15 protein-coding genes are annotated in these 16,891 nt (G+C 42.7%); 9 read left to right on the forward strand and 6 right to left on the reverse strand.

Going from position 1 to position 16,891, the window contains the following annotated elements; translation table 11 throughout:
* Window positions 1-87: 87 nt before the first annotated feature.
* Window positions 88-846 (forward strand): DUF1853 family protein, encoded by a 759-nt coding sequence (locus ACHUFI_RS06320; RefSeq protein WP_394247488.1) that lies wholly within the window; start codon window positions 88-90, stop codon window positions 844-846.
* 121 nt (window positions 847-967) lie between these two features.
* Here ACHUFI_RS06320 and pgm read toward each other — a convergent pair whose 3' ends face one another.
* Entirely contained in the window at window positions 968-2,614 is a 1,647-nt protein-coding gene (gene pgm, locus ACHUFI_RS06325) for a phosphoglucomutase (alpha-D-glucose-1,6-bisphosphate-dependent) (protein WP_394247489.1), read from the reverse strand.
* Between the two features lie 88 nt (window positions 2,615-2,702).
* Window positions 2,703-3,242 carry a replication initiation negative regulator SeqA gene (gene seqA, locus ACHUFI_RS06330; RefSeq protein ID WP_394247490.1) on the reverse strand — a complete coding sequence of 180 codons (540 nt, stop codon included), beginning with the start codon at window positions 3,240-3,242 and terminating at the stop codon, window positions 2,703-2,705.
* Window positions 3,243-3,334: 92 nt separating this feature from the next.
* On the opposite strand from seqA, the gene ACHUFI_RS06335 reads away from it, so the two are divergent.
* From ACHUFI_RS06335 to fldA, 3 genes are all read left to right on the forward strand, one after another.
* Window positions 3,335-4,099 (forward strand): alpha/beta fold hydrolase, encoded by a 765-nt coding sequence (locus tag ACHUFI_RS06335; protein ID WP_394247491.1) that lies wholly within the window; start codon window positions 3,335-3,337, stop codon window positions 4,097-4,099.
* 104 nt (window positions 4,100-4,203) lie between these two features.
* On the forward strand, window positions 4,204-4,425 hold the full coding sequence (locus tag ACHUFI_RS06340) for a DUF2788 domain-containing protein (protein WP_394247492.1): 222 nt from the start codon (window positions 4,204-4,206) through the stop codon (window positions 4,423-4,425).
* A 56-nt stretch (window positions 4,426-4,481) separates the two neighbouring features.
* Window positions 4,482-5,015 carry a flavodoxin FldA gene (gene fldA / locus ACHUFI_RS06345; RefSeq protein ID WP_394247493.1) on the forward strand — a complete coding sequence of 178 codons (534 nt, stop codon included), beginning with the start codon at window positions 4,482-4,484 and terminating at the stop codon, window positions 5,013-5,015.
* 46 nt (window positions 5,016-5,061) lie between these two features.
* Here the strand turns inward: fldA and ACHUFI_RS06350 are convergent, their stop codons facing one another.
* A complete protein-coding gene (locus tag ACHUFI_RS06350) occupies window positions 5,062-5,562 on the reverse strand; it encodes a DUF4442 domain-containing protein (protein WP_394247494.1) in 501 nt (166 codons plus the stop codon).
* Window positions 5,563-5,778: 216 nt separating this feature from the next.
* Here ACHUFI_RS06350 and fcrX point away from each other — a divergent pair, with 216 nt between their 5' ends.
* Window positions 5,779-6,225 carry a ferric iron uptake transcriptional regulator FcrX gene (gene fcrX / locus ACHUFI_RS06355; protein WP_394247495.1) on the forward strand — a complete coding sequence of 149 codons (447 nt, stop codon included), beginning with the start codon at window positions 5,779-5,781 and terminating at the stop codon, window positions 6,223-6,225.
* A 64-nt stretch (window positions 6,226-6,289) separates the two neighbouring features.
* Here fcrX and glnS read toward each other — a convergent pair whose 3' ends face one another.
* The gene (glnS, locus tag ACHUFI_RS06360; protein WP_394247496.1) at window positions 6,290-7,957 is read right to left on the reverse strand and encodes a glutamine--tRNA ligase; all 1,668 of its coding nucleotides are present in this window, start codon (window positions 7,955-7,957) and stop codon (window positions 6,290-6,292) included.
* A gap of 304 nt (window positions 7,958-8,261) precedes the next feature.
* Window positions 8,262-9,776 carry an N-acetylglucosamine-specific PTS transporter subunit IIBC gene (nagE, locus tag ACHUFI_RS06365; RefSeq protein ID WP_394247546.1) on the reverse strand — a complete coding sequence of 505 codons (1,515 nt, stop codon included), beginning with the start codon at window positions 9,774-9,776 and terminating at the stop codon, window positions 8,262-8,264.
* Between the two features lie 504 nt (window positions 9,777-10,280).
* Between nagE and nagA the strand changes: the two genes are divergently transcribed.
* The 4 genes from nagA to asnB all read left to right on the forward strand — a co-directional run bounded on the left by nagA (window position 10,281) and on the right by asnB (window position 16,192).
* Window positions 10,281-11,417 (forward strand): N-acetylglucosamine-6-phosphate deacetylase, encoded by a 1,137-nt coding sequence (gene nagA, locus ACHUFI_RS06370; RefSeq protein ID WP_394247497.1) that lies wholly within the window; start codon window positions 10,281-10,283, stop codon window positions 11,415-11,417.
* Window positions 11,418-11,419: 2 nt separating this feature from the next.
* Window positions 11,420-12,634, forward strand: a complete 1,215-nt coding sequence (gene nagC, locus ACHUFI_RS06375) for a DNA-binding transcriptional regulator NagC (protein ID WP_394247498.1) — start codon at window positions 11,420-11,422, stop codon at window positions 12,632-12,634.
* Window positions 12,635-12,716: 82 nt separating this feature from the next.
* Complete coding sequence (locus ACHUFI_RS06380) at window positions 12,717-14,303, forward strand: cation:proton antiporter domain-containing protein (RefSeq protein WP_394247499.1); 1,587 nt, start codon at window positions 12,717-12,719, stop codon at window positions 14,301-14,303.
* A gap of 224 nt (window positions 14,304-14,527) precedes the next feature.
* Window positions 14,528-16,192 carry an asparagine synthase B gene (asnB, locus tag ACHUFI_RS06385; RefSeq protein WP_394247500.1) on the forward strand — a complete coding sequence of 555 codons (1,665 nt, stop codon included), beginning with the start codon at window positions 14,528-14,530 and terminating at the stop codon, window positions 16,190-16,192.
* Window positions 16,193-16,251: 59 nt separating this feature from the next.
* Here asnB and rfaH read toward each other — a convergent pair whose 3' ends face one another.
* Complete coding sequence (gene rfaH / locus ACHUFI_RS06390) at window positions 16,252-16,749, reverse strand: transcription/translation regulatory transformer protein RfaH (RefSeq protein ID WP_394247501.1); 498 nt, start codon at window positions 16,747-16,749, stop codon at window positions 16,252-16,254.
* Window positions 16,750-16,891: the final 142 nt, after the last annotated feature.

Below are 16,891 nucleotides of genomic sequence, written 5' to 3' on the forward strand. Positions count from 1 at the left end.
CGTCGTTATATCAATTTACGGGTAGAATGTCGAAAGCCCTTCCATTCTGTTTGTTAAGAACAGATGACTGAAGTTTACGAGGAACCGATGACTGAACTGCAACGTTTTTACCAATGGGTGATTAGCTCACCACCGCTACTAGAAATCAAGCCGCCCATTTCTGATCTAAGCGCATTCTCAAATCACCAAGAACTTAAAAAATCACATACCTATAGCGGTAACCCTAGATTAGGCTTCCTCTATCAACACCTATGTGAACAAGTCATCATGACTTCGGATAATTATTCAATCAAGCACGATGAGATTCAGATTAATGTTGAGGGAAGAACACTCGGCGCAATCGACTTTATCCTGGAAGATACAGACAACCAAAGGTTAGAACACTGGGAAGTGGCAATTAAGTTTTACCTCCTTCACGAGCAAACATGGTTTGGTCCGAACTCTCATGACCAATTAGATAAGAAACTCGATAGAATGCTCAGCCACCAGCTTGGTATGTCCTCTTCAGTCGCCTTTGTTGAGCAGTATCCAGAGATCGATGTCGACTCAAAACACTTACTCATGCAAGGTCGCCTATACACCAACCCATTCTTAGAGCAAAATGTTCCTACTGAATGCTTGGGCTACAACATTAACTCAAGCCAAGTAAATGGTTTATGGTGCTATCAAAACCAAGCTCATCTAATCACTGAAGCGCTCTACCCTCTTACCAAAGAACAATGGGCAGCAGGAACAAAGGATTTCAGCGGCGAGCCTATCACTGAGTTTGGTGATCGCTTCGTCCATGGACAGACCAAATCTGGCCAGTTCTGGTTTGTGATGCCACAACGTTGGCCACACGGTTAACCCATTCAGCTATTGGGTTCGCTTGATCTTAGCCGCTTACTCACAGACAAATAAAAAAGGGCTGATGCTTTCACATCAACCCTTCTATTATTTGCTTGATAACTCTATGAATCGTATTCGATTATAGACCCGCAGCTGCAAATACTTGGTTCACAATCTCTTGAGCTTCAGCTTCGATTGCTTTTAGATGCTCTTCACCTTTAAAGCTTTCACAGTAGATCTTGTAAATATCTTCAGTGCCTGATGGACGAGCAGCAAACCAACCATTTTCGGTTGTTACCTTAAGGCCACCAATAGCAGCACCATTACCTGGAGCGTGCGTTAAGCGGGCCGTAATCGCATCACCAGCAAGTGTCTCAGCTGAAACCATCTCTGGAGATAGCTTTTTCAGCACATCTTTTTGCGCGCCATTTGCTACCGCTTGAATACGGTTGTACTTAGATTCACCGTGTTTAGCAGCAAGCTCTTCGTAGTATTCTTGTGGGTTCTTACCCGTTACTGCTGTGATCTCAGCCGCAAGTAGGCAAAGAATCAGGCCATCTTTGTCTGTTGACCACGGCGTACCGTCTTTGCGTAGGAATGAAGCACCTGCAGACTCTTCACCACCGAAGCCAAATTTACCTTGATAAAGGCCATCAACAAACCATTTGAAGCCAACTGGCACTTCACAAAGTTCACGACCAAGGTCAGCAACAACACGGTCAATCAACGCACTTGATACTAGTGTCTTGCCAACAGCAACATTTTTACCCCAACTTTCGCGGTGGCGGTATAGGTAATCAATACATACTGCTAGGAAGTGGTTAGGGTTCATTAAGCCTTTAGGCGTCACGATACCATGGCGGTCGTAATCTGGGTCGTTACCAAATGCTAGTGCGTACTCATCTTTAAGAGCCAGTAAGCCAGCCATCGCGTATGGCGAAGAACAGTCCATACGAACCACGCCGTCTTTATCTAAAGACATAAATTGGAAAGAAGGGTCAACCGCTTCACTTACTAAAGTAAGATCTAAGTTGTACGCTTTGCCAATTTGACGCCAGTAGTCAATACCGCTGCCGCCCAGTGGATCAACACCAATCTTGATGTTCGCTTTCTGGATAGCTTCCATATCAACCACGTTAATCAAATCAGCAACGTATGGAGCAACCAGATCGACTTCTTTCACTAATTCAGACTGTTTAGCCTGTGCGATAGGTGTACGTTTTAGACCTTGCATTTCTTCAGCAATGATTACGTTTGCACGATCTTCAATTGCTTGCGTGAGCTCAGCTTCAGCAGGACCGCCGTGTGTCGGGTTGTATTTGATACCACCGTCTTGTGGTGGATTGTGCGAAGGCGTGATAACAATGCCGTCGGCTTTCTTGTCATTCACTAGGTTGTACGTAAGAATCGCGTGCGAGATACCAGGTGTTGGAGTGAAGCCGTTGTTTTCTTGAATAATAACTTCAACACCGTTCGCTACAAGTACTTCAATTACCGTAGAGAACGCAGGCTCAGATAGAGCGTGAGTATCTTTACCTAGGAAAAGAGGTCCCGTTGTACCTTGTTCTGCACGTACTTCGGCAACCGCCTGCGCAATTGCCAAGATATGATTTTCATTAAACGTTGATTTGTCTGCAGTACCGCGATGACCAGAAGTACCAAATAGGACTTTATGATCAGGGTTTGTAGCGTCCGGTTGCTGTAAAAAATAGTTAGATACTAAAGCCGGAATATTATGAAGATCTTCCTGCTGAGCTTTTTGCCCGGCACGAGGGTGCATAGCCATTTTTGACATCCTTATATAAATTTAAAAACAAAAAAACCTCATAATATCTTTATTTTATAGGACATTATGAGGTTTAAATCAGATTTCTCTAAATGGAACCTGTTACTTTTTCAATTAAATCAGCTTGGAAATTCATGCGACTCATTAGCTGTTCAACCATCTGTCGTTTGCGACTCGTATTATTATTCGTTATTACCCAAAATGGGCTATTTGGAATCGCTTTCGGCTTGGTTGTATTGCCATTTGCCAACAAAGTTTCTTCATTGTCAGCGAAGTAGACTCTCTTTCTACCCTTAACTTGTGTTGCTTCGGAAAAGCTTTCTCGGTCAATATGATGCAATGTAGACAGAACCAGCATGAAGCGATCAATAGCTTTCTTTAATGAAGCAAATTCATCAGAGATCAGTAGAGAGCGCATTTCTTTAACGCCATCCACTTTAGCCTCAATTACACCAGCATCTTTGCTAACAACAATGCCTTTAGGCTGGGTTACGTCTTTAATTTGAACTGCTTTCTGACCATCAACATCCAATAAACGGCGTAAAATATCTGATGCACTTTCGCCAATATGTTCTGTCTGACCTGCAATATAGCGGTACAGGTCTTCATCAACCTCAATTGTTTTCATTCGCTTTTCACAATCTCAATGTTTAAACTCTGGGGGATTATAGCGAGATCCGCGCGGATACTCTACGTTAAACCCATCATGAATAAGATAAAATGTCAGTACAGCTCAACTATAAAATTGAAGGTAAAGGTCACACCATTGTTTTGATCCATGGATTATTCGGAAATTTAGATAATTTAGGGCTTTTAGCTAGGGATCTTAAGCAAGATCATCAAGTACTTAGTATCGACCTTCGAAATCACGGAAGTTCTTTTCATAGTGAACAGCATGATTACCAACTAATGGCTGCAGACGTTGCAAACCTATTACTTAAACTCAAGATTTCAGAAGTAACCGTTATTGGTCATTCGATGGGTGGAAAAGTAGCGATGGCATTGACAGAAACAGAGACTGTCACGATCAATAAACTCATCGTCTTAGATATGGCGCCTGTCGCTTATCAGCAACGTCGTCACGATAATGTGTTTCAAGGTCTTTGCGCTGTTACTGAAGCAAAGCCAGCATCTCGCGCTGCTGCATTAAAGATTTTAGCTGAACACATCGAAATTGATGGCGTTAGACAATTTCTGACCAAGTCCCTATTTAAAGATGGCAGCATAATGAAGTGGCGTTTTAATGTTCAATCTCTGCTCGACAACTACGAACAGATCATTGGCTGGAAAACAATCCCTCTATGCACCACTCCAACTCTGTTTGTGAAAGGCGGCGACTCCGACTACCTCACTGGTGAACATCAGTCTCAGGTACAAGCTCAGTTTGCCAACGCAAAAGCTCATGTGATCGCAAATACAGGCCATTGGCTGCATGCAGAAAAACCAGCAGAAGTATTACGCGCTATACGTAAATTTATCGGCTAACGAGCGAAATCCCGATAAATCAGAATTCTGCAAACACTGTGCATTAACTTTATTGATCAACAATGCTATAGTGCGCGCAAGCAAAATTGGTATATAGGGATCCCATGCTTTACGACTACATGAACTTGCTTGAATCTATTGGTTTAGATCTTCTTTTCGCCGCTATCTTCTTCTTGATTGGTATGGCAATTAAAGATGTTTTAAAACAAGGAAATGTTCCTGCATTTGGTCGTCGAATTGTGTGGATGGTACTCTTCTTAGGTTGTGCTGGGTTTATTGCCAAAGGGCTAATCCAACTTAGCTGGGAAGGGACCGGAATTGGTTGATAGCCTCAACAAACTCTATAACTCCAACATCAGACACAATGAAAGGTAACGATTCTATGGCAAGTGTAGGTCTCTTCTTTGGTAGCGACACAGGTAATACTGAAGCTGTTGCTAAGATGATTCAAAAGCAATTGAGCAAGCAACTAGTTCACGTTCAAGACATTGCAAAAAGCAGTAAAGAAGACATCGATAACTTCGATCTTCTTATTCTAGGTATTCCAACTTGGTACTACGGCGAAGCACAGTGTGATTGGGATGATTTCTTCCCTGAATTAGAAGCAATTGATTTCTCGACTAAGCTTGTTGCTATTTTTGGCTGTGGTGACCAAGAAGATTACGCTGAGTACTTCTGCGATGCGATGGGTAACATTCGCGATATCGTTGAAGCGAAAGGCGGTACTATCTTAGGCTACACATCTACTGATGGTTACGAATTCGAAGCCTCAAAAGGCTTAGTGAACGACGACGATAGCCAATTTGTTGGTCTATGTATCGACGAAGATCGTCAACCAGAACTTACTGACGAGCGTGTTTCTAACTGGGTTAAACAAATCCACGAAGAAATGTGTTTGGCTGAATTAGAAGATTAATTCTTCTCAATCGGCAATAAAAAAACCTCCGCTAGCGGAGGTTTTTTTATGACTCAAGCAATTCTTCTTCATCTCTAAACTCAGGCTTCTTACGCACATATAACTTTCTCTGCACTTCAGAAACAACATTCCCATTTTTATCCTTAACGTGAATAATAAATTCAGGAAAGCATTTGTCGCCTAATGCCGTTTTCCGATATATTTCATCAAGATGATTTTGAGTAATTTCGAAATTGGCGTATAAATCAGATTGGCCTGGTTTGATGAAGTTAATGCTCGCTTCTTTGTCCCATACATAATATTGCTCACCTAAAATCCCCATTAACATGAGTGAATACACAGGGTCGGTAAGGGAGAAGATGCTGCCGCCATACTGCGTTCGATTGGCATTCTTATTCCACCATCGCAATTTTAAGTACATATTCACTTCTCGGAAATCATCACTGATTCGAGTAATTTTAATTCCGGCCCCCCAAAAAGGCGGCCAGATATTCAAGGCAAACTTGACGACATTGGGTTTGTAAATTTTGGCGAGTTGTTTGTTCATTAATGACATTCCATGTCTAAATCTAAGTATAGAGTCGCTCAAAGCAACTGGTCTGACAACTACTATATGTGAGATACTTACATTTTACAAAAGTAAAATTTAACACACTAAGTAGTAACCCTTTGAAGTTCGTGGTTTATTGTTACCTGCTAGTAACCTATAATGGTAGGAATATTGAATTCTGTTAATTGCTACAGATCATCAACAGGAAAGTATATGTCAGACAATAATCAAGCGCTAAAGGATGCAGGTCTTAAAGTGACCCTTCCAAGGCTAAAAATTTTAGAAGTATTACAACAACCAGATTGCCAACACATTAGCGCTGAAGATTTATATAAGAAACTGATCGATCTTGGTGAAGAAATTGGTCTAGCAACGGTTTACCGTGTTTTAAACCAATTTGATGATGCAGGAATTGTAACTCGTCACCACTTCGAAGGCGGCAAATCAGTTTTCGAATTGTCGACTCAACACCACCACGATCACTTAGTTTGCCTAGACTGTGGCGAAGTTATTGAATTTTCTGATGACATCATTGAAGAGCGTCAGAAAGAAGTGGCATTAAAGTACAATGTCCAACTAACTAACCATAGTTTATACCTTTACGGTAAGTGTATTGAAGGGAACTGCAAAGACAACCCTAATGCACATAAAGCAAAATAATTTGCTTTCGCCTTCAAATAAAAATGCCAGCTAAAAAGCTGGCATTTTTCTTTCTAACAGTCTGTTAGCTATCTGCTTTTCCCCAAGTATCACGGAGACCAACCGTGCGGTTGAAAACTAGTGAATCTGACTTAGAGTCTTTTGAATCAACACAGAAGTATCCCGTACGCTCAAATTGGAAACCTTGTTCTGAAGCGGCTTCAGCCAAGCTAGGTTCAACAAAACCATTCAACTTAACAAGCGATTCTGAGTTAATCGTTGCAGCAAAGTCATCCGCAGCTGCTGGGTTAGCGACTGTGAACAAACGATCGTACAAGCGAATCTCAGCTAGCAGTGCTTTATCAGCTGATACCCAGTGGATAACACCCTTCACTTTACGACCGTCTGCAGGGTTCTTACCTAGCGTTTCGGCATCGTAAGAACAGAAGATAGTAGTAATGTTGCCTTCTGCATCTTTCTCGATACGCTCAGCTTTAATTACGTAAGCACCACGTAGACGAACTTCTTTACCTAGAACCAAACGCTTGTACTTCTTGTTTGCTTCTTCACGGAAGTCATCACGCTCAATCCAAACTTCACGAGTAAATGGTACTTCACGAGTGCCCATTTCAGGTTTGTTCGGGTGGTTAGCAACCGTTAGTGTTTCTACTTTGTCTGCATCGTAGTTTTCAATCACGATCTTAACCGGATCTAGAACAGCCATTGCACGTGGTGCATTTTCGTTCAAGTCATCACGGATACAAGACTCAAGCGAACCGAACTCAATCATGTTCTCTTGTTTAGTCACACCGATACGCTTACAGAATTCACGAATAGACGCAGAAGTGAAACCACGACGACGTAAACCAGAGATAGTCGGCATACGTGGGTCATCCCAACCTTGAACTAGGTTTTCAACCACAAGTTGGTTTAGCTTACGCTTAGACATCACTGTGTATTCAAGGTTCAGACGGCTGAACTCGTACTGACGAGGTTGGCAATCAATCGTAATGTTATCTAGAACCCAGTCGTACAGGCGACGGTTGTCTTGGAATTCAAGAGTACAGATAGAGTGCGTGATACCTTCCAACGCATCAGAGATACAGTGAGTGAAATCGTACATTGGGTAAATGCACCATTTGTCACCTGTCTGATGGTGGTGAGCAAAACGAACACGGTAGATAACAGGATCGCGCATTACCATGAATGACGAGCTCATGTCGATCTTAGCACGCAGACACGCTTTGCCTTCTTCAAAGCCACCGTCACGCATTTTTTCAAATAGCGCTAGGTTTTCTTCAGGGCTGCGGTCGCGGTATGGGCTTGCTTTACCTGGCTCTTTTAGCGTGCCACGGTATTCGCGGATCTGCTCAGGACTTAGCTCGTCAACGTACGCTAAGCCTTTATTAATTAATTCCACAGCATAAGCGTAAAGCGTATCGAAGTAGTTTGATGAGTAACAAATGTCACCAGACCATTCGAAGCCTAACCAGCTTACATCATTCTTAATTGACTCAACGTATTCAACGTCTTCTTTTTCAGGGTTTGTATCATCAAAGCGAAGATTACATTGTCCCTGGTAGTCCTGAGCAATACCAAAGTTCAAGCAAATAGATTTAGCGTGACCGATGTGCAGGTAACCATTTGGTTCCGGCGGGAAACGAGTATGCACGCTAGTGTGTGTACCATCCGCTAAATCTTTATCAATAATTTGGCGAATGAAATTCGATGGACGAGCCTCAGCTTCACTCATCTATAGCACCTCTATGTATTTAGTATTGTCAGAGAAAGTTATCTTTCCTGCCTAAGAAAATCAGTGCTTTTCGCACGAGCCCAAGATGGAAAGATCATTGTTGCTAATCATCCACAATTCTTAGCCTTTGCACAATAAGAACCATCAGTTAATTGCGATTATTTCTACTGTTCGATGAAGATTAGAACGAACCCAATTAGTTCTTACTAACTAGTAGACACAAAAAAGCCCCCCATCATATGGGAGGCTTCACTTTGACACTTACTTGAGAGTATTGATTACCTCTCCGTTAAGTACTTCCTTACTATGGAAGTTTTACATCAGATAGGTCTTCACCAGCACCGATAGCTTTCATTTCGCCAGCTACGATTTCAGCTAGAGGACCAAGAATAACTTGAAGGTTGTTCTCACCTAGTTTCACAACACCTTTAGCACCAAGCTTCTTAAGAACAGCTTCGTCAGCAACAGAGCGGTCTTTAAGAGTTAGACGTAGACGAGTGATACATGCGTCGATTGCAGTAAGGTTCTCGTGGCCACCTAGAGCTTTTAGGTATTGGCGAGCAAGGTCACCTTTTGGAGCTTCACCAGCTGGAGCTGGAGCTTCATCATCATCTTCACGACCAGGCGACTTCAGGTTGAAAGCGCGGATTGCGAAAGAGAAAGTGAAGAAGTATAGAGCACCGAAACCAAGACCGATTGCTAGAAGAACTAGTGGCTTAGTAGCTAGACCCCAGTTCAATACGAAGTCGATAAGACCTGCAGAGAAACCGAAACCGTGTAGAGTGCCGAACATGTTTGCAACTACTAGAGATAGACCAGTAAATACTGCGTGCATTGCGTATAGAGCAGGAGCTAGGAATACGAACATGAATTCTAGTGGCTCTGTGATACCCGTTAGGAATGAACAGAATGCTACTGAGAATAGTGCGCCACCAACTTGACCGCGTTTTTCAGCTGGAGCTGCTAGGTACATAGCTAGTGCTGCACCTGGTAGACCAAACATCATTACAGGGAAGAAACCGTTCATGAATACACCAGCGCCTTTATCGCCACCGAAGAAGCGGTGTAGGTCACCAGACTTAACTGTTTCAGTTACTTCTTTAACTACTGTAGTAACTTCAGGAGTTACAGAGTTAGCGAATGTGAACGTGTGCTCTTGACCAACTACTAGAGTCTTAGCAAGTGCAGGGTCTACACAAAGTTGTGTGATGTTAGCAAATGCGCCTTGACCAGCAACGATGATCTCTTGACATGTACCCATACCGAACCAGAAGTAAGAGTTCAATACGTGGTGAAGACCTACAGGGATAAGTGCACGGTTAAGAGTACCGTATACGAACTGACCAACTGCGCCAGAAGTAGATACTGCGTGCGCAAGTGCATCTAGGCCAGATTGAACACCAGGCCATACCACACCAGAAACTGCACCAGCCACTAGAGCAAACAGACCAGCCATGATAGGAACTAAACGTTTACCGGCAAAGAATGCTAGCCACTCTGGAAGGCGTGTTGCATGGAAAGCGTTGTATGAGTGACCGGCAATGATACCTGCGAAGATACCACCGAAGAAAGACATGTTAACGTCTGCGTTGATTGTTGTTGCTGTTGCTGTTAGTACGAAGTAAGCAACTGCACCAGCAAGACCTGCTGCACCGTTACCGTCTTTCGAAAGACCAATTGCGATACCTAGACCAAATAGCAGCGGTAGGTTGCCGAAAATCGCGCCACCAGCCTGAGCCATAAATGGAATATCTAGAAGGTCGCCTTGACCTAAACGTAATAGAAGCGCCGCAATCGGAAGCGTTGCGATAGGTAGCATTAATGCTTTACCTAGCTTCTGTGCATATCCAAGAATATTCACCGTAAGTTCCCCCTATAGGATTTTTTAGAATTTGGTCGAGAGACTTATTTTAGTCGCTCAATTTAGTCCTATTCAGTTTATTCCATTAATTTTGCTCCGCAAATTAAAACCTTACCATTTGTGATCCTAATCACCAGTTTTTACCAAATGCCAAGGTTTTTGCTAGCGAGATCATAAAACTTATTTTACAATTCAAAAAAATGAGTATTTGTAGATAATATTTGTCTCAGTTTGACGTTAAGTATAGCAAGTAAACCCTGCTCAAATCTCGGTTTTCACTTTATACGCCTCATCCATAAAAACAAAACTAATCAAACAAAAACATATACTTATAAATTAACTCGACTTTTTGAGCCCTTTGCTGAACAGATAAAACGTTGCCTAAATGATGATCACAAACTAAGTGCACTTTTAGGAAATAAAATGAATTTAAAGATCTCACGAAATAAGGATTAGCTGACTATGTATGCGCTAAGTAACTGTAAAATCTACACGGGTAGCGACGTTCTAACAGACCACGCTGTTATTATCGAAAATGACCTCATCAAATCGGTTTGCCCTACTGCTGAATTACCTGACGGTCTAGAAGTTCGTGACCTAGACGGCGCAAACTTAAGTCCTGGTTTTATCGACCTACAACTAAACGGTTGTGGCGGCGTAATGCTGAATGATGAAATCACAGCTGACACTATGCAAATCATGCATAAAGCTAACTTAAAATCTGGCTGCACTAGCTTCCTTCCTACGCTAATTACCTCTTCAGATGAAGATATGCGAGCCGTGATTACAGCAGCTCGTGAATATCACAGTAAATACCAGAACCAATCGTTAGGTTTACACCTAGAAGGTCCTTATCTTAACGTTGCGAAAAAAGGTATTCACAGCGTCGATCATATTCGTAAGTCAGACGAAGATATGATTAGCCTAATTTGTGAAAACAGCGACCTTGTTGCGAAAGTGACCCTAGCACCTGAGCTCAATGACCCTGAACACATTGAACGCCTTCACGCGGCTGGCGTAGTCGTTTCCATCGGCCACACAAACGCGACATATGCAGAAGCACGAAAAGGCTTCGAGTCAGGAATTACTTTTGCAACTCACCTATTTAACGCAATGACTCCTATGGTCGGCCGTGAACCTGGTGTGGTTGGCGCAATCTACGATACGCCTGAAGTGTATGCTGGTATTATTGCTGACGGTTTCCATGTTGATTATGCAAACATTAGAGTTGCTCACAAAATCAAAGGTGAAAAGCTAGTATTAGTGACCGATGCCACAGCTCCTGCAGGCGCTGACATGGAATACTTTATTTTTGTCGGTAAGAAAGTATATTACCGTGATGGTAAGTGTGTTGATGAAAATGGCACACTTGGCGGCTCAGCTCTGACAATGATCGAAGCAGTTCAGAACACAGTTGAGCACGCTGGTATCGCTTTGGACGAAGCTCTGCGTATGGCAACTCTTTACCCTGCGACTTCAATTGGTGTGGAAAACAAACTAGGCCGAATCAAAAAAGGCATGGTTGCAAACCTCACTGTATTTGATCGTGACTTCAATGTTCAAGCGACTGTTGTTAACGGACAATACGAGCAAAATTAATAATGAATGGCGGACAAATAGGTAACGTAGATTTAGTTAAACAACTAAATAGTGCAGCGGTATATCGATTAATCGATCAACAAGGGCCGATTTCTCGAATCCAAGTTGCAGATGTGAGTCAACTCGCACCAGCAAGTGTTACAAAGATTACCCGCCAACTTCTAGAACGCGGCCTTATCAAAGAGGTCGCGCAACAAGCGTCTACTGGCGGTAGACGTGCAATATCATTGACCACTGAAGTTGAGCCTTTCCACTCAGTTGCAGTTCGATTAGGTCGTGATTACATCCAATTTAGTTTATATGACTTAGGAGGCAAAGAGCTTGCCTTCTCTCATAAAGACCTTATCTACACTAACCAATCTGATTTAACGCGTGGTTTGATCGATCACCTCAAATCATTTGTTGAGCAAAACCAAGCATCGATTGAACAATTGATCGCAATTGGTATTACGCTGCCTGGTCTTGTCAACCCAACAACGGGTGTTGTTGAGTACATGCCTAATACAGATATTGACAATCTAGCATTGAGCGACATTATCCGTGATACATTCAACGTTGCGTGTTTTGTCGGTAACGATGTTCGTGGTATGGCGCTTGCTGAACACTACTTTGGGGCAAGCCAAGACAGCCAAGATTCTATCTTGGTTAGCGTGCACCGCGGTACTGGTGCAGGAATTATCGTCAATGGACAAGTATTCCTTGGACACAACCGAAACGTCGGTGAGATTGGCCATATTCAAATAGACCCTCTCGGTGAGCAATGTCAGTGCGGTAACTTTGGGTGTTTGGAAACTGTCGCCGCAAATCCGGCAATCATTGAACGCGTCAAGAAACTAATCAAGCAAGGATATGAGTCATCCCTAACAGAGTTAGACTCTATTACCATTAAAGATGTATGTGAACACGCAATTAATGGTGACGAATTAGCTAAGCAAAGTTTAGTGCGAGTTGGCAATCAGCTTGGTAAAGCGATAGCGATGACCATAAACCTATTCAACCCTCAAAAAGTCATCATTGCTGGTGATATTACAAGCGCTCAAGATATTGTTTTCCCTGCAATTAGGCGCAATGTAGAAAATCAGTCGTTAACAACTTTTCATAGCGGGTTACCTATTGTAGCATCTCAAATAGACAAATATCCGACCATGGGTGCGTTTGCTATGATTAAGCGTGCTATGCTAAACGGCGTTCTTCTTCAAAAGCTTCTTGAAGACTAGACTCAACAAATAGATTTACCAACGGGTCGTGTTTGAATAAACACGACCCGTTTTTACAGCTAGGGACAAATAATTAACTTTTATGGAACTCATATTAATATCTACTGCATTTATCGCAGGTTTTATCGCTCTAAAATGTAACTTACCACCATTAGTTGGCTTCCTATTAGCAGGCTTTGGTTTGTACGCTATGGGATTCGAATCCAACGATACCATCATCACTCTAGCTGATCTGGGTGTTACCCTACTCTTGTTCACAATCGGCTTAAAGCTCGATATTAAGACCCTCCTGTCCAAGGAAATATGGGCAGGGGCGACTATTCATAACGCGATGTCTACCTTGTTCTTTAGCCTTGCGTTGCTAGGGTTCAAAATACTCGGTATTTCATCACTTGCGTCAATGTCGTTAGAGCAAATCGTGCTACTCGGTTTTGCCCTATCTTTCTCCAGTACTGTTTTTGCTGTTAAGTCTCTACAAGAAAAAGGGGAAATGAATGCGACTTATGGCACGTTGGCCATTGGCATTCTGGTCATGCAGGATATATTTGCCGTTGTCTTTTTAACCGCATCGACAGGAAAGCTGCCTGAGTGGTACGCCATCATTCTATTCGCGCTTCCGCTAGTTCGACCGCTATTCTTCAAGGCGCTCGATTGGGTTGGACACGGGGAAATGTTGGTATTATTTGGTATTTTCTTCGCTTTAGTCGTCGGTGCTGGCCTCTTCGAACTCGTGGGCGTAAAAGCTGACTTGGGCGCACTTGTGCTTGGTATGTTGCTTGCTGGGCATCGTAAAGCATCTGAACTATCAAAATCCCTATTTAATCTGAAGGAGCTATTTCTTGTTTGTTTCTTCCTAAATATCGGTCTTTCAGAACAGCCCACAATACAAGGGTTTGTTCTCGCTTTGATGTTCCTACTTTTATTGCCCATTAAGGGCGCACTCTACTTCCTAGTACTAAATCGATTTAAGTTCCGCGTGCGCACTTCTTTGCTAGCGTCTCTATCTCTTTTTAATTTCAGTGAATTTGGCCTAATTGTGGGTGGTCTATCGTTTAAAATGGGTTGGATGTCCGGTGATATTTTGGTCGCGCTTGCGATTGCGGTTTCGCTCTCTTTCCTTATCGCTGCACCACTAAATCGAATCGGACATAAACTCTACCAACAATCCAGAAAGTTACTCAAAGAACATGCAGCTGAGAAGCTCAACCAAAGGGACCAACTCATCAACCCAGGTCATGCTCAAGTGTTAATCCTTGGAATGGGACGAATTGGTACTGGCGCCTACGACGGATTAAGAAACCGTTACGGGAAAGTATGCTTAGGAGTGGAAGTGCGAGAGGACGCAGCACACGCCCACAGAAGCCAAGGTCGCAATGTCATTAGCGGTGATGCCACCGACCCAGATTTTTGGGAGCGTATTCTTGACACAGCTAACGTTAAACTTGTTCTACTCGCAATGCCTCACCACCAAGGTAATCAAACTGCATTAGAGCAATTAAAGTCAATCAACTATAAAGGTCAAATCGCGGCAATTGCTGAATATCAAGATCAACTAGATATTCTTCGAGAAAGCGGCGTGGACGCTGCATTTAATATTTACAGCGAAGCTGGTAGCGGCTTTGCACGTCATGTTTGCGACCAGCTTCAACCTCAACTGACCCGCCCATAGCTCATTTACGCCTTTGGTTTGCCTTTATTATTAGGCTTTCCAAAGGCGATTTTGGTCACCATTTGAACCAAACTTCAATTTCATTCACCATTTAGACCATTCTATTAAATAAATTATAACGAACTAACCTATGTGTGATTTTTTTATTGATATCTAGTTGCTTTTTTTAGCCAAAATGGCAAATTGAATGCAGACGATTTGGAAATTATTTAAAAGGAAGTTGTATGTGTTCTGTATTTGGCATTTTAGACATCAAAACTGATGCTGCCGCACTTCGCCCTGTTGCTTTAGAGATGTCAAAAAAGCTGCGTCACCGCGGCCCTGACTGGTCTGGAATTTACGCGAGTGATAACGCAATTCTTGCTCATGAGCGCCTAGCAATTGTTGGTTTAAATAGTGGTGCTCAACCATTGTACAGCCAAGATAAAAAACACATCCTTGCTGTAAACGGTGAAATATACAACCATAAAGAACTTCGTGCTCGCTACGAAGATAAGTATCAGTTCCAAACTGATTCTGACTGTGAAGTGATCTTGGCTCTTTACCAAGAGCTTGGTGAAGACCTGCTTGAAGAACTAAACGGTATTTTTGCTTTTGTCCTTTACGATGAAGAAAAAGATCAATACTTAGTTGGTCGTGACCATATCGGTATCATTCCTCTATACCAAGGCTACGATGAGCACGGTAACTACTACGTGGCTTCAGAAATGAAAGCACTAGTTCCTGTTTGTAAAACAGTGAGTGAATTCCCTCCAGGTTGCTTCTATGGTTCTAAGGATTCTGAGCCACAACGTTACTACATTCGCGATTGGAATGAGTATGCTGCAGTTCAAGGCAACAGCACTAGTAAACAAGATCTAACTGAAGCACTAGAAGCTGCGGTGAAACGTCAGCTTATGACGGATGTTCCTTACGGTGTGCTTCTATCTGGCGGTTTAGATTCGTCGATCACTTCTGCTGTCGCTAAACGCTTCGCAGCGATGCGTATCGAAGATGATAGCCAATCAGAAGCGTGGTGGCCTCAGCTTCACTCTTTTGCCGTTGGCCTTGAAGGCGCCCCCGACCTGAAAGCTGCACGTGAAGTTGCCGATCAAATTGGTACAGTGCACCACGAAATGACATACACAATCCAAGAAGGCCTAGATGCGATTCGTGATGTTATTTACCACATCGAAACTTATGATGTAACAACGATACGCGCTTCAACACCTATGTACTTACTGGCTCGTAAGATCAAAGCTATGGGTATCAAGATGGTTCTGTCTGGTGAAGGGGCAGATGAAATCTTTGGAGGCTACTTATATTTCCATAAAGCACCAAACGCTAAAGAGTTCCATGAAGAGACTGTACGTAAGCTGCTTGCTCTTAACATGTTTGACTGTGCTCGTGCCAACAAATCGCTGGCAGCATGGGGCGTCGAAGGCCGTGTACCTTTCTTAGACAAAGAGTTTATTGACGTAGCTATGCGTTTAAACCCTCAAGATAAGATGTGTGGTAACGGTAAAATGGAGAAGCACATCCTGCGTGAGTGTTTCGAACACTACCTTCCAGAGTCGATCGCATGGCGTCAAAAAGAGCAATTCTCTGATGGTGTTGGTTACGACTGGATTGATACGCTAAAAGCAACAGCGGAAGCTAAAGTAACTGATCAGCAAATGGAAACGGCGAAATTCCGCTTCCCTTACAATACACCTTCAACCAAAGAAGGTTATGCTTATCGTGAGATTTTCGAGGAGTTGTTCCCTCTTGAGTCAGCGGCTGAGTGTGTTCCTGGCGGCCCATCTGTTGCGTGTTCTTCTGCAAAAGCAATTGAGTGGGACGAGTCTTTCCAAAACTGTGTTGACCCATCAGGGCGAGCAGTACAAGCCGTTCATAACGACTCTTACTAGTTCCGAGAATGTAAAAAAGGCACCTATTGGTGCCTTTTTACTTTTCTAAATTTTTCTCTTTAAGACAAAGCCAAATCTTTATTATCAATACTGACAGGGACAACCTGATTAATCATCTTAACCAACATGATAGAGCGAGCTTCACCATCTCTTTCTTGGAAAATAGCGTCAAAACCAGAAAATTGTCCGGTTTTGACTTGAATCGTTTGCCCTTCTTCAGGCAGGTTTTCTCGCGTCAGTTCAACAGTTTCTTTCTCAATTTCTTTAAGTTCATAGACTAAATCGCCTTGAACCTCATGAGGTAACGCACCAAATCGAATGAAGTCAACAACGCCACGAGTAGAGCGAACCGTCGTAAAGGTCGGCCCTTCGTCATAATCAAATCGCACAAAGATATAGGAAGGAAACAAAGGTTCTTCGACCACCTTACACTTTCCACGCACCATTTTTTCCACTTCTATTTGTGGATAAAAGCACTCAACATTCTGATTTTCCAAATGCTGCTTTGCCCGAGACTGCTCTCCTCGTTTGCAATAAAGCAAGTACCAACGTTTCATATTAACTAGCCAAATATAATAATGTAATTTCCCCGTATTTTATCATATCTAACAAAACTATCATTCACTTACATGGGAGTATCTTCGTTGCTCTCAAACTTGAAAATCTTAACCTATACGACTGATATCTATACAAATTGAG

Source organism: Vibrio profundi (assembly GCF_043642225.1).
GTDB lineage: Bacteria > Pseudomonadota > Gammaproteobacteria > Enterobacterales > Vibrionaceae > Vibrio > Vibrio profundi_A.